The following is a 21,221-nucleotide window of genomic DNA, read 5'->3' on the forward strand; positions in this document are numbered from 1 at the left end:
CGATCTCATCGCGACGACCGGCTTCGACCACGCCGCGCCGGCCGCGACCGGTGCCGCCCCGTGCGGGGATGCGCGTTTTTCGCGAAGTTCGGTTAAGGATCCTCCGATAGACCGGTACGGTTGCAAGGCCGCGCCGCGCATCGGCGCTCGGAGGTTGACGGTTTTGGGCGAGGACGATCCCGATCACGACCGGCAGGGTGCCGTCTCGGGCGCAGCCCCCTCGCCGGGCACGCCCCCCGCGGACGCGCAGCCGCCGGCCTGGGAGATCGTCCTGCCGGAGGAGGGCGCGACCGAGGATCTCGGGTTGTTCCTGGCCGAGTTCCTGATGCCGGGCGACCTCGTCGCGCTTTCGGGCGGCCTCGGCGGCGGCAAGACCACGCTGGCGCGCGCGCTGATCCGCGAGCTTGCCGACGATCCGAGCCTCGAGGTCCCGAGCCCGACCTTCACGCTGATCCAGCCCTACGAGGGTCGCCTCGGCGCGATCGTCCATGCCGACCTCTACCGGCTGCGCAGCGCCGACGAGCTGGTCGAGCTCGGTTTCGACGAGATGACCGAGGCCGCGATCACGCTGGTCGAGTGGCCCGAGCGGCTTCCGCCGCGCGAGGGGCCGGTCCTGTCGATCGACCTGTCGCTGCGGCCCGAGTTCGGCGAGGGCTCGCGCTTCGCCCGCATCTCCGGCACCGAGGGCATGCGCGCCCGCCTCGACCGGGCGCGCGCGGTCCGCGCCCTTCTCGCCCGCAGCGGCTGGGACGAGGCGACCCGCACCCTGATGCAGGGCGACGCGTCGTCGCGCGCCTACGAGCGCCTGACGCATCCCGACGGCCGCTCGGCGGTGCTGATGATCTCGCCGCCGCGCGCCGACGGGCCGCCGGTGCGCGACGGAAAGCCCTACAGCGCGATCGTCAAGCTCGCCGAGAGCGTCCACGCCTTCGTCGCGATCGACCGGGGCCTGCGGGCGCTCGGCTTCTCGGCGCCGCGCATCTACGGCGAGGACCTCGACACCGGGCTGCTGATCCTCGAGGACCTCGGCACCGAGCCGGTGGTCGACGCCGCCGGCCCGCGGCCCGAGCGCTACGCCGAGGCGACGCGCCTGCTCGCCAAGCTCCACGCGGTCGAGCTGCCGGGCGTGCTGCCGGTGGCGGACGGCATCGACCACGTGATCCCGGCCTACGATGCCGAGGCGCTGCTGTTCGAGACCGAGCTGCTGCCGGACTGGTATGCCCCGGCGCTGCGCGGCGTCACGCTCCCGCCCGAGGCGCGGGACGCGTTCGGCGCGCTCTGGGCCGAGGTGCTGGAGGGCGCCGTGCCCGCCCGCCCGACCTGGACGCTGCGCGACTACCATTCCCCCAACCTGATCTGGCTCCCCGAGCGCGACGGGCTGGAGCGCATCGGCGTGATCGACTTCCAGGACGCGGTGCTCGGCCACCCGGCCTACGACGTCGCCTCGCTGCTGCAGGACGCCCGCGTCGACGCCAACGCCGAGTTCGAGCTCAGATTGCTCGGGCTCTACGCCCGCGAGCGCCGCGCCCGCGATCCGGCCTTCGACGTGCAGGGCTTCGCCACCGCCTACGCCATCCTGGCGGCGCAGCGCGCCACCAAGATCCTCGGCATCTTCGCCCGGCTGAACCTGCGCGACGGAAAGCCGGCCTACCTCGCCCACATCCCGCGGATCGAGGGCTACCTCGCCCGCAACCTCGCCCACCCGGCGCTGGCGTCCCTGCGGGACTGGCACCTGCAGCACCTTCCGGGGTTGCTCGGACGCGCCGAGCCGCCGGCCGAGCCCGCCTGAACCGCCGTCCGACCTCTCCTTCGCGAGCCCCGCGCATGAGCGACACCCCCGCCTCGCCGCCGACCGCGCAAGCCGCGATCACCCGCGCCTTCGTCCTCGCCGCGGGCCTGGGCAAGCGCATGCGCCCGGTCACCGCCACGGTGCCGAAGCCCCTGGTGGAGGTCGCGGGCAAGGCGCTGATCGACCACGCCCTCGACCGGGCGGCGGAGGGCGGGATCGAGACGGCGGTGGTCAACGTCCACTACCTGCCGGACCTGATCGAGGGGCACCTGGCCAAGCGCGTCGGCCTTCCGAAGATCGTCGTGTCCGACGAGCGCGAGACCCTGCTCGAGACCGGCGGCGGCGTGAAGAAGGCGCTCGCTCTGGTCGGCGCGGACCCCTTCGTGGTGTTCAACTCGGATTCGTTCTGGCTGGAGGGCCCGACCCCGAACCTCGCCCGGCTCATCGAGGCCTGGGACGCGGCGCGGATGGACATCCTGCTCCTGGTGGCGCCGACCACCACGAGCCTCGGCTACGAGGGCTCGGGCGACTTCGTCATGGACGCCGACGGCCGGCTGGAGCGGCGCGGCGAGCGCCGGGTGGCCCCCTTCATCTACGCGGGCGTCGCCATCGTGAAGCCGGAGCTGTTCGCCGACACGCCGGACGGCGCGTTCTCGCTCAACCTGCTGTTCGACCGGGCGATCGCGGCGGGCCGCCTGTCCGGGCTGCGGCTCGACGGCCAATGGCTCCACGTCGGCACGCCCGACGCGATCCGCGCCGCCGAGGAGCGCGTGCGGGTGAGCGCGCAGGAGGGGTGAGCCGCGATTCCGTTTGAGGAACGGATGCGGAACCTCTAGATTGCTCGCATCGAGGATGGCCCTGGTCGCTGCGGAGGTCCCGGTGGACGTGAAGGAAGCGGTTTCCAAGGCGAAGGAATACGTCGCCGCGGTCTTCGATGCCGAGCAGCCGACGAACATCGGTCTCGAGGAGGTCCGGTTCGACGACGCGCTGGACCAGCGGCTCATCACCGTCGGGTTTTCGCGGCCCTGGGACGCGTCCAAGCCGCTCGTGACCGCTCTCGGGCGCGATCTCGATCCGAAACGATCCTACAAGGTGGTGCACCTCAAGGACGATGACGGCCGCGTCGTCTCCGTCACCGACCGCCGGGTCGAACCTTGAGTGCCGGACGCCTGCTCGTCGACACGAACCTGCTTCTGCTGCTCTTCGTCGGGACCGTCTCCCGATCATACATCGCCGCGCATCGGCGCACGCGCATCCACACGATCGACGACTTCGTGCTGCTGAAGCTCCGGATCGGGGATGCGGCGATCTTCGCCACCATGCCGAACGTCCTTGCCGAGACCGCGTGCCAGATCCGACAATTCGACCAGGGCCGCCTGGCCCCGGTTCTCGAGGCGTTCCGTTCCTACGCGGAGGCGGCGACGTATGCGCCGAGCGCGGATGCCGTCGGTTCCGTCGACTTCGACAGGCTGGGCCCCAACGACGTCTCGATCCCGAACGCGCGGGAGCCGGACGTCACCCTGATCACCGACGACCTCCACCTCTACCGCACCAGCGCGATGTCGGGCAGGAAGGTGCTCAACTTCTCGCACGAGCGCGAACGGATCCTCGGTTGACCCAGATCGACCCGACCGACCCACACGCCCACGTCTTCACCATCACCCGCGGCGCGCCGTTCCTGCCGACGCTGGTCGATGCACTGCTCGACGGGCGCCTCGTCGGCGATCTCGGGCGCGACCCGCTCGCGCTCGCCGCCGTCACGATCTACCTGCCGACGCCGGGCGTGGCGAAGGAGCTGGCCAAGCGCCTGGCGGCGCGGCTGGGCGAGGCGGCCCTGCTGCCGCGGATGATCCCGCTCGGCGAGGCGGACGAGGCCGAGCTGGATCTCGCCGCGATGCCGCTGGTCGCGAACGCCGCCGTCGGCCTCGACCCGGAGATGCAGAAGCTCGAGCGCCGGCTGATCCTCGCCCGGCTGGTGCAGTCCTGGGCGCAGGCGGTCGACCGCTCGCTGCTGCCGATCGACGAGGAGGTGCCGTTCCTGGTGCCGGCCTCGCCCGCCGACGCGGTGGCGCTCGCCGCCGACCTCGAAGGGCTGATGGACGCGCTGACCGTCGAGGGCCTGCCCTGGTCCGAGATCGCGGGTGCCGTCGAGACCGAGTACTCGCGCTATTTCGGCCTGACCCTCGATTTCGTCCGGATCGCCGCGGAGAACTGGCCGCGGATCCTGGCCGAGCGCGGCCTCACCGATCCGGTCTCGCGGGCGCGCGACCTCGTGCTGGCGGAGGCCGCCCGCCTCACCCGCGAGCGTCCGCGCGACCCGGTGGTGATCGCCGGCTCGACCGGCTCGGTGCCGGCCACCGCCAAGCTCATCGCCGCGGTGGCGGGCCTGCCGCACGGCGCGGTGGTGCTCCCCGGCCTCGACCTGGATCTCGACGCGGCCGGCTGGGACGCGATCGAGACCGGCGCAGGCTTCGAGCGCGAGATCGCCCACGGCCACCCGCAGGCCGTGCTGCATCGGCTGCTCGGCCCCGGCTGCCTCGGCGTCGCGCGGGACGCGGTCGTCGACCTCGGCGGCCACGATCCCGAGGTGACCGCCCGCGCCGCGCTGCTGTCGCAGGCCCTGCGCCCGGCCGAGACCACGGATGCCTGGGCGCGCCTCGACGGGACGGCGCGCGAGACCCTCGGCCGGCAGGGTCTGGCGGGGCTCGCCGTCGCCGAGGCGGCCGACGAGCGCGACGAGGCACTGATGGCCGCCGTCGCCCTGCGCGAGGCGCTCGCCGCGCCGGGCCGGACCGCCGCGCTGATCACGCCCGACCGGGCGCTCGCCATGCGGGTCGCCGCCGAGCTCGCCCGCTGGGACATCGTCGCCGAGGACGGCGCCGGTCTCGCTCTCAGCCGCAGCGCGGCGGGCCGGATGGCGCGCCTCTCGGCGGAACTCGCCGTCGACCTCCACCGAGAGCAGGGCGACGCGATCCCGGCGCGGATCATCGCGCTCCTGGCCCATCCGCTGGTCGGCCTCGGCCTCCCGCGCGGCGACGTCGTGCGCGGCGCGGCGGCCCTGGAGATCGGCGTGCTGCGCGGCCCGGCGCCGGCCGGCAGCTTCCAGGGGCTCAAGGATGCGCTCGCCGTCCAACGCGCCGCCCCGCACAGGCACCAGCCCCGGGCCAAGCAGCGCCTCGGCGACCGCGATTGGGACCTGGCGGCGACGATCCTCGATCAGCTCGAGGCCGCGTTCGCACCGCTCGCCGCGTTCGCCGGCCCCTGCGGCGCCGAGGCGGCCGCCTGCGATCTCGTCGAGGCGGCGCGCCTCCATGCCGAGGTGTGCGAGGCGCTGCTGGCGCGGCCGGCGGAGGTGGCCGAGCCGATCGCCGATGCCTCGCTGAACTGCCTCGACACGCTGTTCGACGACGTGCGGAACCTCGTCGGCCACCGCGCCGAGGCCGACGCGGCGCTGCTGCCGGGGAGCTTCGACGACTACCCCGCCTTTCTCACCACGCTCGCCGCCGACCGCACCGTGCCCTGCGCCGGGCCGGCGCCGCATCCGCGCCTGAGCATCCTCGATCCGCTCGGATCGCGCCTGATGCACTACGACCGCGTCGTGCTCGGGGGGCTCGACGAGGGCGTCTGGCCCGGCAAGACCACCACGGATTCCTTCCTCAACCGGCCGATGCGCGAACGCATCGGCCTCAACCCGCCCGAGCGCCAGCTCGGCCAGGCGGCGCACGACTTCGTCCAGGCCCTCGGCTGCCGCGACGCGGTGATCACCCGCGCGGCCAAGCGCGAGGGCTCGCCGACCGTGCCGTCGCGCTTCCTCCAGCGCATCCGCGCCTTCGCCGGTGAGGCGGCCTGGGCGGCCACCCTCGACGCCGGCCGGCGCTTTGCCGGCTACGCGCGCGTGCTCGACACGGCGCCCGCGCAGCCGCGCCTGACCCAGCCGAAGCCCAAGCCCGACCCGGCCCTGTTCCCGCGCAGCCTCAGCGTCACCGAGATCGAGACGCTGGTGCGCGACCCCTACGCCGTCTTCGCCCGCCACGTGCTCGGGCTCGATCCGCTCGAGGCGGTGGCCGAGCGGCCCGGCGCGGGGGACCGCGGCACCATGATCCACGCGATCTTCGGCCGATTCGCCGAGCGCTATCCCGATGCGCTGCCCGATCCCGCAATCGCCTGGGAACGGCTCAACCAGATCGCGGTCGAGGCCTTCGCCGGCACCGCCGACACCTACCCCGAGCTCTACGCCGAGTGGTGGCCGCGCTACGAGCGCATGGCCGCCGTCTACCTCCCCTGGGAGATCGCGCGGCGGGCGACCCTCGCGCGGGTCGAGCCCGAGATCTTCGGACGGTGGGCGATCCCGCTCGGGCCTGAGACCTTCACGCTCCGGGCGCGCGCCGACCGGATCGAGCGCGGGGCGGACGGCGCCTGCATCGTCGACTTCAAGACCGGCGCGCCGCCCTCGGCCCGCGAGATCTTTGCCGGCTTCTCACCGCAGCTCACCCTGGAGGCGGCGATGCTGATGCACGGCGCGTTCGACGGGTTCCCGGCGACGAACGCGACGCCGGACCTGCTCTACGTCCACGCCTCGGGCGGGCGGAAGCCGTTCGTGCCGCTGGCCGTCAAGCCGCCCAAGGGCGATCCGCGCACCGTGGCGGAGATCGTCGAGGAGCACGCCACCCGCCTGAGGGGGCTCGTCGCCCGCTTCATGACCGGGCAGGCCGCCTACACCTCGCGGCCCTACGCGAAGTACGCCAAGTCCTACGGCGACTACGACCACCTCGCCCGCGTCGGCGAATGGTCACTCGGGGGAGATGGCGAGGGCTGATCCGGTTGCCTCCGGTCGATCGGAGCGGATGCACGCGTCTCCCTCCCCCCGCAGTGGGGGGAGGGAAAGGCGCGAGAGCAGCCTCCGAATCGATCCGTCGGCGAACCGAGGCTTCAGACCGGCGCCAGCGCCGCGCGGGGATCGTGGCGGGCGAGCCGGCCGAGCAGGTACTCGACCTCGGCGACCGCCTTCGGGCCCAGCGTGCCGCCGGGCTTGCGCTGGGCGGCGGAGGCGATCAGCCCGCGGCGCGCCATGACGTATTTGCGCACCGCCAGCCCGATGCCGGGCTGCTGCTCGTAGCGCAGCAGCGGCAGATGGGCGTCGAACAGGTCGTGGGCGGCGTCGCGCTCGCCGGCGGCCGAGAGGCGGACCACGTCGGCGAGCATGTCGGGGAAGGCGTAGCCGGTCATCGCCCCGTCGGCGCCGCGCTCGGTCTCGAAATCGAGGAACAGGCCGCCGTTGCCGCACAGGATCGAAATGTGCCGCATCGAGCCCTCCGCCTCGAAGCCGCGCAAAGCCGAGATCTTCTCGAGCCCCGGCCAGTCCTCGTGCTTGAGCATCCGGCAGGCCGAGTTGTCGTTGACGATCCGGCGGATCACGCCCGGCGTCATCACCACGGTGAAGGTGAGGGGATAGTCCTGGATCACGAACGGCACGTCGGCGCCGATCGCCTCGGCGGCCTGCGCGTAGTAGGCGACGATCTGGTCGTCCGTGCGCAGGGAACTGGGCGGCGCGATCATCACCCCGGCCGCGCCCTCATCCATCGCGCTGCGGGCCAGCGACGCCATCGCGGCGAAGCCCGGCGCCGAGACGCCGACCATCACCGGCAGGCCCTTCGCCCGCACGATGAAGCGTCGGGCGACGTCGAGCGCCTCGCCCTGGTCGAGCTTGGGCGCCTCGCCCATCACCCCGAGCACGGTGAGGCCGGTGGCGCCGTTCGCGGCGTAGAAGTCGGTCAGCCGGTCGATCGAGTCGTGGTCGATGCGGCCGTCCGGGTGGAACGGCGTCGGGGCGATCGGGAAGACGCCGCGTTCGGAGGCATCGAGGCGCATGGGGTTTGATCCTTCGTGACGGCGTCGGGCTGAGGAACGCGGACGATAGACCGACTCGGCGGTGGCGTCGCAGCCGCTCAGGCGATGCCGAGGGCCCGGATCAGCACGAGGCTGATACCGATGAGCACGAGGAGCGAGCCGGTGACGGCGGCGGTGACGCGTCCGCCGACGCGCGCGAGGATGCGCACGTCGACGCCGAGGCCGAGCGCGGCCATCGAGACGATGGTGAGGATGCCGGCGAGCCTCGTCAGCGGAAGCGCGGCCGCGTCGGGGATCAGGCCGAGGGAGCGCAGGCTCGCCAGCACCAGGAAGCCGACGATGAACCACGGCACGAGCTTGGTCAGGCTCAGGCGCCCGGGCCGGGCCGCCGCGCCGCCCTCGGCCGGCAGCCGGCGGGCGATCAGCGAGAAGGCGAGCACCACCGGGCCGAGCATCAGCACGCGCACCAGCTTGACCAGGGTGCCGACCTGGGTGCTGGCGAGGCTCACCGGCACGGTGGCGGCCAGCACCTGCGGCACCGCGTAGACGGTGAGCCCGGCGAGCACGCCGTACTGGTTGTCGGACAGGTGGGCCAACGGCACGAACAGCGGCAGGCCGAGCACCATCAGCACGCCGAGCACGGCGGTAAAGGCGATCGCGGCGGCGATGTCCTTGTTGTCGGCCCCGATCACCGGGGCGACGGCGGCGATCGCCGAGTTGCCGCAGATCGCGTTGCCGCAGGCGACGAGGATCGCCATCCGCGCCGGCAGCGCCAGCAGGCGGCAGATGCCGTAGCTCGCCGCGATCGTCAGGATCACCGTGCCGACGATGCCGGTGAGCAGCGCCGGGCCGGAGGCGACGATCGCCCCGAGGCTGAGGGAGGCGCCGAGCAGCGTCACGGCGAGCTCGAGCAGCTGCTTGGCGCTGAAGGCGATGCCGCTGCGGAAGCGCGCCCCCGGCACCCACGCGCTGCGGAGCGCGATGCCGAGCAGGATCGCGATCACCAGCGCCTCGATATACGGATGGTCGAGCGCGCGCTCCTCGACCGCCTGCACGCCCATCGCGATCCCGGTGATCGCGACGCAGACGAGGATGCCCGGCAGCAGCGCGAACGGGCCGGCGGCGACCGTGGGCGCGGCGTGCGCGGGCGGGGTCATCGGCTTCGAGTCTGCGGTCACGCGGCCTCTCGCTCGGCGGATTCCGCATCCGGGGATGCGTCGAGGAATGAACTTCCACACCGGCGATCCAGCGGAGAAGAAGCCTCTCTTTGTCAAGGAATCTTCGGAAGACGCAACCATTGATCCGGCGGCGGCCAAGCGCGACATCTCCCATCATGACCGCCCAGTTCGACCAGCGCACGACCGCCTACGATCCCTTCGGCGAGCCGATGGAGATGCCGCGCGCCTGCGTCGATGCGAAGGCCGTGGGCGCAGCCGGCAGCTACCGCGAGACGCGCCGTGCGGCCCTGGTGTTCTGGGCTCTGGCGCTTCTGTTCGTCGGCGGCCGGATCTACCTGGCGGATCAGGCCCCGTCGCAGGTCGCGGACGTGGCGCCCGTGCAGGTCACGGCCCTGCGCTGATTTCAGGCCGGCCGCCGGGGGGACACCGCGACGCGGTCCATCCCTCTCGTCCTGCACGTCGAGGCCCGACGTCCGCCGAAGGCCTCATGGATGGGACGACCGCGATCGTCGTTCGACGCGTGCCGTCGCGGCGTGAGCCGTTGTGACGACGCCGAAAGCAAAAACCCTCCCGCGATCGCCCGATCGCGGGAGGGTTTTTTGTTACTTCAGCCGGGCGACGGCCCAGGCGATGTGGTCGTCCATGAAGCTGGAGATGAAGAAGTAGGAGTGGTCGTAGCCCTCGCGCATGTTGAGGGTCAGCGCGATGCCGGCCTTCTTGCAGGCCTCTTCCAGCAGCCACGGCCGCAGCCCGTCCTGAAGGAAGCTGTCGGCGGTGCCCTGGTCGACGAGGAACTCGGGGAAGCGGTGCCCGTCCTCGATCAGCGCGGTGGCGTCGTGGGCGCGCCAGGCCGCCGCGTCCGTGCCGAGATACTTCTCGAAGGCCGGCTTCGACCAGCCCGCCGTGGAGGGCTGGGCGATCGGCGCGAAGGCCGAGCAGGACTTGAAGCGGTCGGGATAGGTCAGCGCGATGGTGAGCGCGCCGTGCCCGCCCATCGAGTGGCCGAAGATGCCCTGGCGGCTCATGTCGGCGGGGAAGTTCTTCGCGACCAGCGCCGGAAGCTCCTCGGTGACGTAGCTCCACATCCGGTAGTTCGCGGAATAGGGTGCCTGCGTCGCGTCGAGGTAGAAGCCCGCGCCGGAGCCGAACTGCCAGTTGCCGGCCTCGTCGGGAATGCCCTCGCCGCGGGGCGAGGTGTCGGGCGCGACGACGATCACGCCGTGGCGAGCGGCGGCCTGCCGGTACTCGCCCTTGTCCATGACGTTGGCGTGGGTGCAGGTCAGCCCCGAGAGGTACCACAGCACCGGCACCGGGCCGTCCTTGGCCTGGGGCGGCACGAAGACCGCGAAGGTCATCGGGCAGCCGGTGGTCGTCGCGTCATGCTTGTACACGCCCTGGACGCCACCGTGCGAGAGGGCCTTCGAGACGGTTTCCATGGGGTGATCTCCTGGGGGCTCTGGGGCCGTTACCGGCCGATGGGTCGATACAGGCTCCTCCCTCCCCCGCAGAGGGGGGGAGGGAAGCGCGCGTCGGTCCGAGTGTCGGTCCTAGTACAGCACCACCGAGCGGATCGACTTGCCCTCGTGCATCAGGTCGAAGCCGTGGTTGATCTGGTCGAGCGGCATGGTGTGGGTGATCAGGTCGTCGATGTTGATCTTGCCCTCCATGTACCAGTCGACGATCTTCGGCACGTCGGTGCGGCCGCGCGCCCCGCCGAAGGCCGAGCCCTTCCAGACGCGGCCGGTGACGAGCTGGAACGGGCGGGTCGAGATCTCCTTGCCGGCCTCCGCCACGCCGATGACGATCGACTCGCCCCAGCCGCGGTGGCAGCACTCGAGCGCCTGGCGCATCACGTGGACGTTGCCGGTGCAGTCGAACGAGAAGTCAGCGCCGCCGCCGGTGGCGTCGAGGATCGCGGCGACGACGTGATCGTTGCCGACCTCCTTCGGGTTGATGAAGTGCGTCATCCCGAACTTGCGCGCCATCTCCTGCTTGTCGGGATTGATGTCGACGCCGATGATCTTGTCGGCCCCCACCATTCGCGCGGCCTGGAGCACGTTGAGGCCGATGCCGCCGAGGCCGAACACCACGACGTTGGCGCCGGGCCAGACCTTCGCGGTGTAGATCACCGCGCCGATGCCCGTGGTGACGCCGCAGCCGATGTAGCAGACCTTGTCGAAGGGGGCGTCCTCGCGGATCTTCGCCAGCGCGATCGCCGGCAGCACGGTGAAGTTCGAGAAGGTCGAGCAGCCCATGTAGTGGAACAGGGTGTCGGACCCGCCCGGGCTGCCGCCGGTGGAGACGCAGGAGAAGCGGCTGGTGCCGTCGGGCATCACGCCCTGGCCCTGCGTCGCGCGGATCGCGGTGCAGAGGTTGGTGCGCTGCGACAGGCAGGACTTACAGCCGCGGCATTCGGGCGTGTAGAGCGGGATCACGTGGTCGCCGACCTTCAGGTCGGTGACGCCGGCGCCGATTTCGCGGACGATGCCCGCGCCCTCGTGGCCGAGGATCGCCGGGAACTTGCCCTCCGAGTCGAGGCCCGAGAGGGTGTAGGCGTCGGTGTGGCAGATGCCGGTGGCCATCACCTCGACGAGGACCTCGCCGGCCTTCGGCCCCTCGATGTCGATGGTCTCGATCGTGAGCGGCTTCTTCGCCTCCCACGCCACGGCTGCGCGCGTCTTCATGATGTCGGGTTCCCTGTGCCTGGACGATAACGGACGGCGTCGACAGGCGACGGCGCTTCGGATCGCTCCACCTGGCGGCGGCGATCCGAACGGCCCGAAATACGAGACGCCTGATGCTGGTTCTCGGCCTCGGACGCAACCGCCATTTCCGCAGGGGGACCCCACCGCAGGCGCGGACCCGGGCGCTCAGGACCCGGCCGCTCAGGACCCTGCCGCGTGCGGCCGCGTCACGCCGCGGCCAGCCCGAGCCCGGCCAGCGCCTCCGCGATCTCCGCCTCGCTCAGGAGCCGGATCACCGGTCCCGAGGTCCAGACCAGCATTGGGCGGATCGCGTGGTCCGGGTAGATCCGCGCGAGCAGGCGAGCGTAGAGGGCGATCTGCGCGGTCTCGGGCCGCGGCGGCGGCGCGCCCTCGGCGGGCGGGCGCCCGGTCTTGAAGTCGGCGAGCCGCACCGTGCCGTCGGCGACCGCGAGGCGGTCGATGCGGCCGAAGACCGGCCGCTCGATGCCCGCGACCACGACCCGCCCCGACAGGCTGACCTCGGCCCGCGCCTCGCGGGCGAAGAGCGGCGCGAGGTCCGGCGTCGCGATGAGGTTCAGGGCCGCCTGCACGATCGCCGCGCGCTTCGGGCGCGAGAAGGACGGCGCGCGGGCGGCCACGAAGGCGGTCGCGGCGCTCTCGCGGGCGGCCGGGTCGAGGCGCGGCAGGTGCTCCAGCAGGGCGTGGATCAGCTTGCCGCGCCGGCGCGCCTCGGTATCGGCCTGCCGCGGCGGGATCTGGCGCTCGCCGTCGGTCGCGCGCATCGCGCCGGACGGGCTGATTGGCGGCGCCGGGGCCGCCTCGGCCGCGACCGGCTCGCGCAGCCAGGACGGCAGAGCGCCGGGCTCGGGCGCCGCCTCGGCCGGCGCGGTCCCGGTCTCCGGCCCGGATCCGTCCCGCCACAGGGTGGCCGGCCCGTAGGCGGTCTCCACCGCCTCGCCCTCGCCGAAGGCCTGCACCATCCCGGTGCGGATCATCTCGCACCAGGCGGTCGGGCCCACCGGCGTCTGGCCGCGGAACGGCGCGACCACGAGCCGGTCGGCGGCCCGCGTCATCGCCACGTAGAGCAGGCGGTTGTGCTCCTCCCGCGCCCGCGCGTGCAGGCTCTCGCGCGCCGCGCCGATCGCCTCGGAATCGTAGGGCTTCGCGCTCGACCAGACCGGCGGGACGTCGCCCGGCATCGCCAGCAGCGGCGGGTCGTTGCCGCCCGGCGCCTCGCAGCCGTCGATCATCACCACCACCGGGGCCTCCAGGCCCTTGGCGCCGTGCACGGTCATCACCCGGACCTCGTCGCGGCCGGATTCCATGTCGCGCTTGACCGTGTGGCCGGCCTCGCCCCGGCCGCCGGCGCAGTAGCGCGCCAGGAAGCCGGCGAGCGAGGGTGCGTCCGCGCCCGCCTCGGCCTGCGCCGCGCCGAGCAGGAACACGTCGATCGCGTCGCCCGCCTCGCCGCCAAGGCGCGCGACGAGGCGGGCCCGGCCCTCGCCGGGCCCGAGCAGGGCGGCGTAGAACCCGAACGGCCCCTGCGCGCCGGCGGCCGCGATCCAGCCGGCCAGCGCCCCGCGCCCGACGATCGCGGCCGGGTCGCCCGCGTCCGCATGCCGGGCGAGCGCGTCCTCCAGCGTCTCGGACCGGTCGCGGCCGGCGGCGATGCGGACGAGATCCTCGTCGGTGAGCCCGACCAGCGGCGTCTTCAGCGCGCAGGCCAGCGTCAGGTCGTCGGCGGGCAGCAGCCCGGCGCGGCCGATCGAGACGAGGTCGGCCACCGCGATGTGCGCGCCGACGTCGAGCCGGTCCTGGCCGGCGACCGGCACGCCGGCGCCCTTCAGCGCGCGGATCACCTCCTCGAAGGCCGGCCCGCGCTTGCGCACCAGCACCAGCACCTCGCCCGGCCGCCAGACCCGGCCGCTGGTGTCGCCCGCGGTGACCCAGGTCCGCACCGCGCGGGCGATCCGGCGCGCGGTGACGATCGCCGGCGCGTTGGCCTCCGGCGCGTCCACGGGCGCGGCCCAGGCGTCGGGCTCGACCTCCTCCACCGGCTCGGCGATCGGCCACAGCTCGACGGTGCCGGGCGCGCCGGCCCGCGCCGTGGTGTGGACGGTACCGACCGCCGCATCGTCGAAACCGAGGCCGTCGTAGTGCTCGGGCAGGTGGAAGGTGGCGTCGACCGCCCGCAACACGCCGAGGGTCGAGCGGAACGACAGCTTCAGGTCGACGTCCTCGAACCGGAGCTTGGCCGAGCGCGCCTCGCCCTTCCACTTGCCGTGCATCGTCGCGAACTCGCGCGGCTCGGCGCCCTGGAAGCTGTAGATCGACTGCTTGGGGTCGCCGACGGCGAAGCGGGTGCGCAGGGTCTCGCGCGCGCCGGCGCCGGTGGCGAACTCGGCGGTGATCCGGTCGAGGATCTGCCATTGCTGCGGGTTGGTGTCCTGCGCCTCGTCCACGAGCACGTGGTCGACGCCGCGGTCGAGCTTGTACAGCACCCAGGCGGCGTCGACCCGCGCGAGCAGGTCGAGGGTCTTGTGGATCAGGTCGTCGAAATCCAGCGCCCCGAGCTTGGCCTTCTGCGCCTCGATCCGGCGGTGGATCTCGGCGGCGAGGGTGAACAGCGCCTCGGTGCGGGCGAGCGCCCGGGCGCTGCGCAGGGCGTCGAACAGCGGCGCGAGCCGGTCGCGCTCGTCGATCAGCGCCGCGCGCACGTCCTCGGGGACAGCCTTGGTGCCCAGGCTCTTGTCGGCCTTCGGCTCGTCCTTGGCGGTGAAGAACACCGCGCGATAGAGGTCGAGCGCCTCCGGCCGGCCGTCGGCGGCCTCGGCCGCGAGCAGGCCGTCGGCGAGCTTCTCGTCGGTCGCCTTGCCGGTGCGCAGGCGCTCGGCGAAGGCCGGCTTGTCGGAGATCCCGCCGTTCAGGATCGTCTCCACCAGCGACGCGTCGGTCTGGCCCGCGGCGAGGCCGAGGGCGGTGCCGAGCCGGGCGAATTGCCGCGTCAGCCCGCCACGCGCGGCCAGCACCGTGCGCGCGGCCATGGCCTGCCGGATCGCCTTGCGCAGCGCATCGCCCGTCGCCTCCGGCGTCACGAGGTCGAGGGCGTGGCCGAGCCGCGCGTCGCCGCCGATTGCGGCGGCCAGCACTTGGTCGGTCTCGTTGGCGAACATCTCGCGCGACAGGTTCTCGTCCAGCACCGCGAACCGGGCGGGCACGTTGGCCTCGAACGGGAACATGTGCAGCAGCCGCTCGCACAGGGCGTGCAGCGTCTCGATCTTCAGCCCGCCCGGCGTCTCGACCGCGCGGGCGAACAGGCGCCGCGCCGCATCGAGGTCGGTCGGCGAGGCGGTGCGCCCCGTGAGCGCGGCGAGCTCGGCCGACAGCGCCGCGTCGCCGAGGGTCACCCACCGCCCCAGCGTCCGGAAGATCCGGATCGACATGTTGGCGGCGGCGGCCTTGGTGAAGGTCAGGCACAGGATGCGCGACGGCGCGGCCCCGTCGAGCAGCAGGCGCACCACCCGGTCGGTGAGCACCTTAGTCTTGCCGGCCCCGGCATTGGCCGAGACCCAGGCCGAGGCGCGCGGGTCGGCGGCGCGGCGCTGCGCGTCCTCGGTTCCGGGATCGACGACGAAGGCCTCGCCCGCTTGGCGGCTCATGAACGCATCCCCAGGGGCCGCCCCGCGGCCCGCGACGGGCGGACCATCGGGCGTGGGCGCGCGGATCGCAAGCGCGGCCGCGGCGAGGCGGTGTCGCGGCCTGGGCTCGGCCCGGCGAGCGCCCGCTTGCGGTCCGGCCCGGACGCCTGGAAGGTCCGCGCCCCGGGCGCTCGGCGGATGGTGAGCGGCGACCGGCTCGGACGGGCAGGAGAGCAAGGCATCGTGTTCACCCCATCGCTCAGGGACGCCGTGATCGGCGTCGGGCTCGCCTTCGTCGCCGGCTTCGTGGACGCCGCCGCCTTCATCGCCCTGACCGGCCTGTTCACCGCCCACGTCACCGGCAACTTCGTCCTGATCGGCGCGGAGCTGGTCTCGACCTCGACCGGCGTCCTCGCCAAGCTGCTCGCCCTGCCGACCTTCATCCTGGCCGTCGCGCTCACGCGCCTGATCGCCCTGGCGTTGGAGCGGCGCGGAACGTCGCCGCTGCGCCCCTTGCTGGCCCTCGAGGCGGCCGTCCTGATCGCCTTCGCGAACTTCGGCGCGGCCCTGTCGCCGCTCGGCTCGCCGGACGGCGCGCGGGCGATCGGCATCGGCATGCTCGGGGTCGCCGCGATGGGCATCCAGAACGGCATCGGGCGCCTGGTGATCGGCCACCTCGCCGCGACGACGGTGATGACCGTGAACGTCACGCAGGCCGTCATCGACATCACCGACCACCTGTGCGGGACCAAGCTCGGCGCGCAGGCCGGCGCCCGCCTGCGGCGCACGCTGTCCGCGGTGCTGGCCTTCGCGGCAGGTGCCCTGGCCGGCGCGTTCGGGGTCGCCGCCCTGTCCTTCTGGTGCGTGCTCGTGCCGGCTCTGGTGCTGATCGGGTTGCTGGCCGTTCCGGACCCGACCCCGCCGCGATGACCGGTGCGTCGGGTTATGCGCGGACCATCCGCGTTCGGTTGAGACGCCGACCCCGGTTCACCACTCGCGGCGAGCCTCCAGGCCCTCACGTCAGGCGGCGCCGTCCTCCGTGCTGGTCCCGTCGCGACGGGACCGCCTCAGCCCATCACCTGCACCGCGTGCCCGGCGATCGCGCCCGCGGTGGTGAGCCACACCGTGTCGCGGTGGGCGGCGATGCGGGCCAGCACCGCGCGCAGGGGGCGCAGGCGCTGCGGCTGGCCGACGATGTAGGGGTGGAGCGCGATCCCCATCACCAGCGGCGCGTGGCGCGACTGCTCCAGCATCTCGTCGAAGGCGTCGGAGATCGCGTCGGCGAATTGCCGCCCGGTCTCCTTGCGGGCGACGATCGCCGGGATGTCGTTCAGCTCCTGCGGGTAGGGCACCGAGAGGATGCGGCCGCCGTCGCGGGTCCCGAACCACGTCGGCTGGTCGTCGTGCGCCCAGTCCAGCAGGTAGCGGTAGCCCGCCTCGGCCAGGAGGTCGGGCGTCGCCGTCGACTGCGAGATCCACGGGCCGAGCCAGCCGGCGGGCGGGCGGCCCTCATGCTCGGTCAGCAGCGCCGTCGCCTCGGCGATCAGCGCGCGCTCGCCCGCCTCGTCGAGGCTGCCCTGGCGCTCGGCGTTGGTGCGGCCGTGCCCGACGATCTCGTCGCCGCGGGCGCGGAAGGCCTCGATCAGGCCGGGGCAATCCGCATAGAGGCGGCTGTTGACCAGGACGCTCGCTGGCAGCGCGAGCGCGTCGAGCATCGCCTTGATCCGCCACGCCCCGACCCGGTTGCCCCAGTCGCGCCAGGCATAGTTCAGCACGTCGGGCTGCGGCCCGCCGGGGGCGAGCTCGGCGCCGAGCCCCGACCCGAAATCGAAGGTCTCGAGGTTGAGCGCGACGTAGACCGCCAGGCGCCGGCCACCCGGCCAGTCGTAGAGCGGCCGGTCCGGCAGCGCGCTGTAGCCGTAGCGGCCGTGGCCCTTCGAACTGTCCATCCGTCCTCCGGTTTCCGAACGCACTCGGGGATGCTGCGACGGGACATGGGGTAGAAGGGGCGGGGGGCAACGGAGCGGCGACGTGCAATCCGCAGCGCCCGCCGGCCAGCCGGGATCAGCCCTTCTCTTCGTCCGCCGTCGCAAGCCTTTCCAAACGTATCCCGTGCAAGGTCGGCCCTCTCCGGTCGCCGAGGGTGCCGGTCTTCGAGGAGGCGTGCATGCGGATCGCCATGGGAGGAATCGTCCCGGCCGAGCCGCAGCGTGCGGTTGCAGTGTCCGGAGGCGCGTCCCTGAGCCGTCTCGACCGGCTCGTGATCCTCGGCGTCGGCTTCGCGCTGCAGTTCAACGTGCTGACCTCGACCTTCGGGCTGCCGTTCATGCGCCTGTCCGACGCGCTGCCCTTCCTGACGATCCCGTACTTCCTGCTCCGCCCGCGCATCCTGTCCACGCTCCTGGCGCGGGCCCTGCCGATCGGGGTGGTCGTCATGCTGCTCGTCGCCTCGCTGCTGGCGAAGGCCGACGTCCAGCAGGGCGACTTGTACCTGACCCTGGTGCTGCTTCTGTACTTCGTCCAGGCGACGCAGCTCGTGATCCTGCTCCGCGATCCGGCGGGCGCCGACAGCTTCGCGGCCGGCACGCTTGGAGGTTTCGCCGGGTCGCTCCTGGTCCTGGTCGCAGCCTCGGCCGGCATCGACCTCATCGGCGTCGGGCTCGCGGTGCCGACCGACGGCCTTGAGCCGGAACTCGTCCTGTTCATGAAGGACAAGCTCGGCGGCCTGTGGGCCGCCGGCAACGAGACCGGGCACGTCTTCGCGTTCGCCGGCGCCGCTGCGGCCTACCTCTGGCACCGCACCGGCCGCAGCGCGATCTACATCGCGTATTTCGCCGCGCTGCTCGTCAGCTTCCCGCTGACCAACAACCGCGCCGGGCTCTTCCTGCCGGCGATCGTACTCGGGCTGATCCTCCGGAAGAGCGTCAGCGTCTACGCCGTGCTGCTGGGGGCCGCCGCCATCTGCGGGCTCGTCATGCTGTTCAGCGCCACCGGCTATGCCCCCGTCCCCGAGCAGCTCCAGTCGGCGATCGAGAAGCGGTTCGTCGCGGACAGCCACGCCGACAGCAACATCCTCGAGCGTCTCGATTCGACCGCGGCCGGGCTGCAGCTTGCCGCCGCCCATCCGTTCGGCCTCGGCAACGTCTCCAAGGAGAACCAGCTGCTGATGATGGCCGGCGTCGGCACGCCGCACAACGCCGTCGTCACCCTCGCGCTCCAGAGCGGCGTCCTCGTCGTGCTCGCCTTCCTGGCCGGAACGGTCCGGATCATCCTCGCCCCCCAGCGGTTCGGCCCGCTCCCGTTCTACACGGTGCTGTTCATGGTGCCCTCGCTGATGTTCGAGGAGCTGTCGATCAACCAGGTGTTCCTGTTCGGCTTCGCCCTCGTGCTCGCGGCCTCCGCGATGACGCGGAGCGGCGATCCGGCGGGCGCGCAGGCCTGATCGCGCCGCGTCCGGCCCGGCCGTCGACGCCGGGGGTTGCAGCCGGGGACCCGGCGCCCCGCCCGCTTGCCATCGCCGGAAGCTCCCGCCATATAGGCCGCGGGAGGTTGGCGAGGGACGTTTCACTCGCCAACCGGGTCAGGTCCGGAAGGAAGCAGCCCTAACGAGACCGAGCGGGTCTTCGTCCAGCCTCCCACCTCGTTCCACCGCAGGAACCGCGGGTCGATCGGCCCGCAGCGGCGGCCAAGGCACGACCGCGAAGAGCGAAGACGCACCCCCGAAGAGCGCATGGACGCGAGCACCGGCACGCCTGACGACGAGCCGGGCCTGCCCGGGTTTCCGGCGCCTGCCCTCGCGCAGACGCCGTACCGCGTGCTGGCGCGCAAATACCGTCCCAAGGATTTCGACGACCTGATCGGCCAGGGCGCGATGGTGCGCACGCTCGGCAACGCGTTCGCGGCCGGGCGCATCCCGCAGGCCTGGATGCTGACCGGCGTGCGCGGCGTCGGCAAGACGACCACCGCCCGCATCCTCGCCCGCGGCCTGAACTACGCGCCGGTCGGCGCGCCCGACACCGGCCCGACCATCGCGATGCCGGGGCTCGGGGTCCATTGCCAGGCGATCATGGAATCGCGGCACATGGACGTGCTGGAGATGGACGCCGCCTCGCATACCGGCATCGAGGACGTGCGCGCGATCATCGACGGCGTGCGCTATTCGCCGGTCTCGGCGCGCTACAAGGTCTACATCATCGACGAGGTCCACATGCTCTCGGGCAACGCGTTCAACGCGTTCCTGAAGACGCTGGAGGAACCGCCGCCGCACGCGAAGTTCGTGTTCGCGACGACCGAGATCCGCAAGGTCCCGATCACCATCCTGTCGCGCTGCCAGCGGTTCGACCTGCGCCGGGTCGAGGCCGACGTGCTCTCCGCCCATCTCCAGAAGATCTGCGCGGCCGAAGGCGTCGGCGCCGAGGACGAGGCGGTGGCCGCGATCGTGCGCGCGGCGGAGGGCTCGGTGCGCGACGCGCTCTCGCTGCTCGACCAGGCCATCGCCCACGGCGCCGGCGCCGTCACCGCCGCAGGCGTGCGCGACATGCTCGGGCTCGCCGACCGGGCCCGCATCCTCGACCTGTTCGAGGCGGTGATGCGCGGCGACGTGCCCGCGGCCTTCGCCGAGCTGCGCAGCCAGTACGAGTCCGGTGCCGACCCGTCGGTCGTGCTCTCGGATCTCGCCGCCTTCACCCACCTCGTCACCCGGCTGAAGCTCGCGCCGGAGGCGGCGGCCGCCGACCCGACGCTGAGCGAGATCGAGCGGCGGCGTGGCGGCGATTTCGCCGGCCGCCTGCCCGTGCGGGCGCTGTCGCGGGCCTGGCAGATCCTGCTGAAGGCGATACCCGAGGTGCAGAGTGCGGCCCGCCCGCTCGCCGCGGCCGAGATGGCCCTGGTGCGGCTCGCCTACGCCGCCGACCTGCCGACACCGGACGAGGCGTTGCGACAACTCAGGGCCGAAGCGCTCGCCGCCGGTGCGCAGGAGGGCGACGCACCGGCTCGACCAGCCCTCACCACCCCGGCGCCCCGCGCGATCGCGCCGCCTGCGCCGGCCCCCGTCTCGGTGCCGCCTCCGGCGCCCGAGCCGGCCGCCGTACCGCCGCCTGCCGAAGCGCGGCCCCTGCCGGAGGCCCGGCCGCTTCCGCCGCCGCGTCCGGTCCTGGTCCCGGCACCGGTCGCGCCCGCGCCCGTGGTGCAGGGCCGGCCCGCCGAGCCGGCCGGCCCGCGCCTGTCCCGGTTCGAGGACGTGGTGGCGCTCGCCGACGCCCGCCGCGACATCCTTTTGAAGTCGGCGCTGGAGCGCGAGGCGCATCTCGTGCGCTTCGAGGACGGCCGCATCGAGTTCCGTCAGGCGGACGGCGGGCGCCCCTCTCTGCATGCCGACCTCGCCAAGGCGCTCGAGCAGTGGACCGGCCGCCGCTGGATCGTCACGCCCTCGCGGGAGGCGGGCGCGCCGACGCTCGACGCGCAGGCCCGTGCCGCGATCGAGAGCCGCCGCGAGAACGCCGCCTCGCACCCGTTGGTGCGCGAGGTGCTGGCGCGTTTCCCCGGCGCGCAGATCGTCGACGTGCGCGACAACGCCCCCGAGGCGGCCTCCGCAGGCCTCGAAGCCCCGGCAGGCCTCGACGAGGCCGCGACCGAGGACGGCGAGGCCGACGACGCCTGACGCTGGCATCCGCCCGCCCGGCTTCCCAGATCACGCTTCACCCCACGAACGAGAGACCGATCCGCATGCGCGACATCATGGGCATCATGAAGCAGGCTCAGGCCATGCAGGAGAAGATGGCCGGCCTCCAGGCCGAGCTCGACACGGTCGAGGTCTCGGGGGCCTCCGGCGGCGGCTCCGTGCGCGTGACGATGACCGCCAAGGGCCTCGTCAAGGCCGTCGCCATCGACCCGAGCCTGATGGTCGCCGACGAGCGCGAGATCCTCGAGGACCTGATCCTCGCCGCGGTCAACGACGCGCGCGGCAAGGCCGAGCAGGCGGCGCAGGAGCGCATGGCCGAGCTCACCAAGGGCCTGCCGCTGCCGCCCGGCATGAAGCTGCCGTTCTGAGGCCCGGGCCGGGTCC

16 protein-coding genes and 1 other RNA gene are annotated in these 21,221 nt (G+C 73.0%); 11 read left to right on the forward strand and 6 right to left on the reverse strand.

From position 1 onward, the window contains the following. The first annotated feature begins 163 nt into the window (after positions 1-163). From tsaE to addB, 5 genes are all read left to right on the forward strand, one after another. On the forward strand, positions 164-1,789 hold the full coding sequence (gene tsaE / locus MKK68_RS24070) for a tRNA (adenosine(37)-N6)-threonylcarbamoyltransferase complex ATPase subunit type 1 TsaE (protein ID WP_409567312.1): 1,626 nt from the start codon (positions 164-166) through the stop codon (positions 1,787-1,789). 35 nt (positions 1,790-1,824) lie between these two features. Further along, positions 1,825-2,586 carry a nucleotidyltransferase family protein gene (locus MKK68_RS24075; RefSeq protein ID WP_147729627.1) on the forward strand — a complete coding sequence of 254 codons (762 nt, stop codon included), beginning with the start codon at positions 1,825-1,827 and terminating at the stop codon, positions 2,584-2,586. Between the two features lie 82 nt (positions 2,587-2,668). Beyond that, entirely contained in the window at positions 2,669-2,947 is a 279-nt protein-coding gene (locus tag MKK68_RS24080) for a hypothetical protein (protein WP_244033120.1), read from the forward strand. After that, positions 2,944-3,405, forward strand: a complete 462-nt coding sequence (locus MKK68_RS24085; protein WP_244033121.1) for a hypothetical protein — start codon at positions 2,944-2,946, stop codon at positions 3,403-3,405. Before MKK68_RS24080 ends, MKK68_RS24085 begins: the two co-directional genes overlap by 4 nt. Further along, positions 3,402-6,605, forward strand: coding sequence for a double-strand break repair protein AddB (gene addB / locus MKK68_RS24090; protein ID WP_244033122.1), 3,204 nt, complete (start codon positions 3,402-3,404; stop codon positions 6,603-6,605). Before MKK68_RS24085 ends, addB begins: the two co-directional genes overlap by 4 nt. A 113-nt stretch (positions 6,606-6,718) precedes the next feature. Here the strand turns inward: addB and MKK68_RS24095 are convergent, their stop codons facing one another. Further along, positions 6,719-7,657 carry a dihydrodipicolinate synthase family protein gene (locus MKK68_RS24095; RefSeq protein WP_244033123.1) on the reverse strand — a complete coding sequence of 313 codons (939 nt, stop codon included), beginning with the start codon at positions 7,655-7,657 and terminating at the stop codon, positions 6,719-6,721. Positions 7,658-7,734: 77 nt separating this feature from the next. Then, positions 7,735-8,793, reverse strand: a complete 1,059-nt coding sequence (locus MKK68_RS24100) for a YeiH family protein (RefSeq protein ID WP_147727893.1) — start codon at positions 8,791-8,793, stop codon at positions 7,735-7,737. Positions 8,794-8,969: 176 nt separating this feature from the next. On the opposite strand from MKK68_RS24100, the gene MKK68_RS24105 reads away from it, so the two are divergent. After that, a complete protein-coding gene (locus MKK68_RS24105) occupies positions 8,970-9,215 on the forward strand; it encodes a hypothetical protein (protein ID WP_244033124.1) in 246 nt (81 codons plus the stop codon). Between the two features lie 201 nt (positions 9,216-9,416). Here MKK68_RS24105 and fghA read toward each other — a convergent pair whose 3' ends face one another. The 3 genes from fghA to addA all read right to left on the reverse strand — a co-directional run bounded on the left by fghA (position 9,417) and on the right by addA (position 15,178). Continuing rightward, complete coding sequence (gene fghA, locus MKK68_RS24110) at positions 9,417-10,250, reverse strand: S-formylglutathione hydrolase (protein WP_244033125.1); 834 nt, start codon at positions 10,248-10,250, stop codon at positions 9,417-9,419. Between the two features lie 111 nt (positions 10,251-10,361). Beyond that, positions 10,362-11,498 carry an S-(hydroxymethyl)glutathione dehydrogenase/class III alcohol dehydrogenase gene (locus MKK68_RS24115; RefSeq protein WP_244033126.1) on the reverse strand — a complete coding sequence of 379 codons (1,137 nt, stop codon included), beginning with the start codon at positions 11,496-11,498 and terminating at the stop codon, positions 10,362-10,364. 227 nt (positions 11,499-11,725) lie between these two features. Next, on the reverse strand, positions 11,726-15,178 hold the full coding sequence (addA, locus tag MKK68_RS24120; RefSeq protein WP_244033127.1) for a double-strand break repair helicase AddA: 3,453 nt from the start codon (positions 15,176-15,178) through the stop codon (positions 11,726-11,728). A gap of 222 nt (positions 15,179-15,400) precedes the next feature. Here addA and MKK68_RS24125 point away from each other — a divergent pair, with 222 nt between their 5' ends. Next, positions 15,401-16,087: a YoaK family protein gene (locus MKK68_RS24125; RefSeq protein ID WP_244033128.1), complete on the forward strand. Its 687-nt coding sequence runs from the start codon at positions 15,401-15,403 to the stop codon at positions 16,085-16,087. 137 nt (positions 16,088-16,224) lie between these two features. Here the strand turns inward: MKK68_RS24125 and MKK68_RS24130 are convergent, their stop codons facing one another. Then, on the reverse strand, positions 16,225-17,106 hold the full coding sequence (locus MKK68_RS24130; RefSeq protein WP_244033129.1) for a polysaccharide deacetylase family protein: 882 nt from the start codon (positions 17,104-17,106) through the stop codon (positions 16,225-16,227). Positions 17,107-17,324: 218 nt separating this feature from the next. Between MKK68_RS24130 and MKK68_RS24135 the strand changes: the two genes are divergently transcribed. From MKK68_RS24135 to MKK68_RS24150, 4 genes are all read left to right on the forward strand, one after another. After that, positions 17,325-18,599: an O-antigen ligase family protein gene (locus MKK68_RS24135; protein WP_244033130.1), complete on the forward strand. Its 1,275-nt coding sequence runs from the start codon at positions 17,325-17,327 to the stop codon at positions 18,597-18,599. A gap of 100 nt (positions 18,600-18,699) precedes the next feature. Beyond that, positions 18,700-18,798: signal recognition particle sRNA small type (gene ffs / locus MKK68_RS24140), an RNA gene on the forward strand. 89 nt (positions 18,799-18,887) lie between these two features. After that, positions 18,888-20,816: a DNA polymerase III subunit gamma/tau gene (locus MKK68_RS24145; RefSeq protein WP_244033131.1), complete on the forward strand. Its 1,929-nt coding sequence runs from the start codon at positions 18,888-18,890 to the stop codon at positions 20,814-20,816. Between the two features lie 65 nt (positions 20,817-20,881). After that, positions 20,882-21,205 (forward strand): YbaB/EbfC family nucleoid-associated protein, encoded by a 324-nt coding sequence (locus MKK68_RS24150; protein ID WP_147729577.1) that lies wholly within the window; start codon positions 20,882-20,884, stop codon positions 21,203-21,205. Positions 21,206-21,221: the final 16 nt, after the last annotated feature.

The sequence above is a fragment of the Methylobacterium sp. E-016 genome (assembly GCF_022829745.1).
GTDB lineage: Bacteria > Pseudomonadota > Alphaproteobacteria > Rhizobiales > Beijerinckiaceae > Methylobacterium.

Bases quoted from the DNA above. Each gene is read 5' to 3' on its own strand.
- MKK68_RS24075 (WP_147729627.1), top strand. From the start codon at position 1,825: ATGAGCGACACCCCCGCCTCGCCGCCGACCGCGCAAGCCGCGATCACC.
- MKK68_RS24095 (WP_244033123.1), bottom strand. From the start codon at position 7,657: ATGCGCCTCGATGCCTCCGAACGCGGCGTCTTCCCGATCGCCCCGACG.
- MKK68_RS24100 (WP_147727893.1), bottom strand. From the start codon at position 8,793: ATGACCCCGCCCGCGCACGCCGCGCCCACGGTCGCCGCCGGCCCGTTC.
- MKK68_RS24105 (WP_244033124.1), top strand. From the start codon at position 8,970: ATGACCGCCCAGTTCGACCAGCGCACGACCGCCTACGATCCCTTCGGC.
- fghA (WP_244033125.1), bottom strand. From the start codon at position 10,250: ATGGAAACCGTCTCGAAGGCCCTCTCGCACGGTGGCGTCCAGGGCGTG.
- MKK68_RS24115 (WP_244033126.1), bottom strand. From the start codon at position 11,498: ATGAAGACGCGCGCAGCCGTGGCGTGGGAGGCGAAGAAGCCGCTCACG.
- addA (WP_244033127.1), bottom strand. From the start codon at position 15,178: ATGAGCCGCCAAGCGGGCGAGGCCTTCGTCGTCGATCCCGGAACCGAG.
- MKK68_RS24130 (WP_244033129.1), bottom strand. From the start codon at position 17,106: ATGGACAGTTCGAAGGGCCACGGCCGCTACGGCTACAGCGCGCTGCCG.
- MKK68_RS24135 (WP_244033130.1), top strand. From the start codon at position 17,325: ATGCGGATCGCCATGGGAGGAATCGTCCCGGCCGAGCCGCAGCGTGCG.
- MKK68_RS24145 (WP_244033131.1), top strand. From the start codon at position 18,888: ATGGACGCGAGCACCGGCACGCCTGACGACGAGCCGGGCCTGCCCGGG.
- MKK68_RS24150 (WP_147729577.1), top strand. From the start codon at position 20,882: ATGCGCGACATCATGGGCATCATGAAGCAGGCTCAGGCCATGCAGGAG.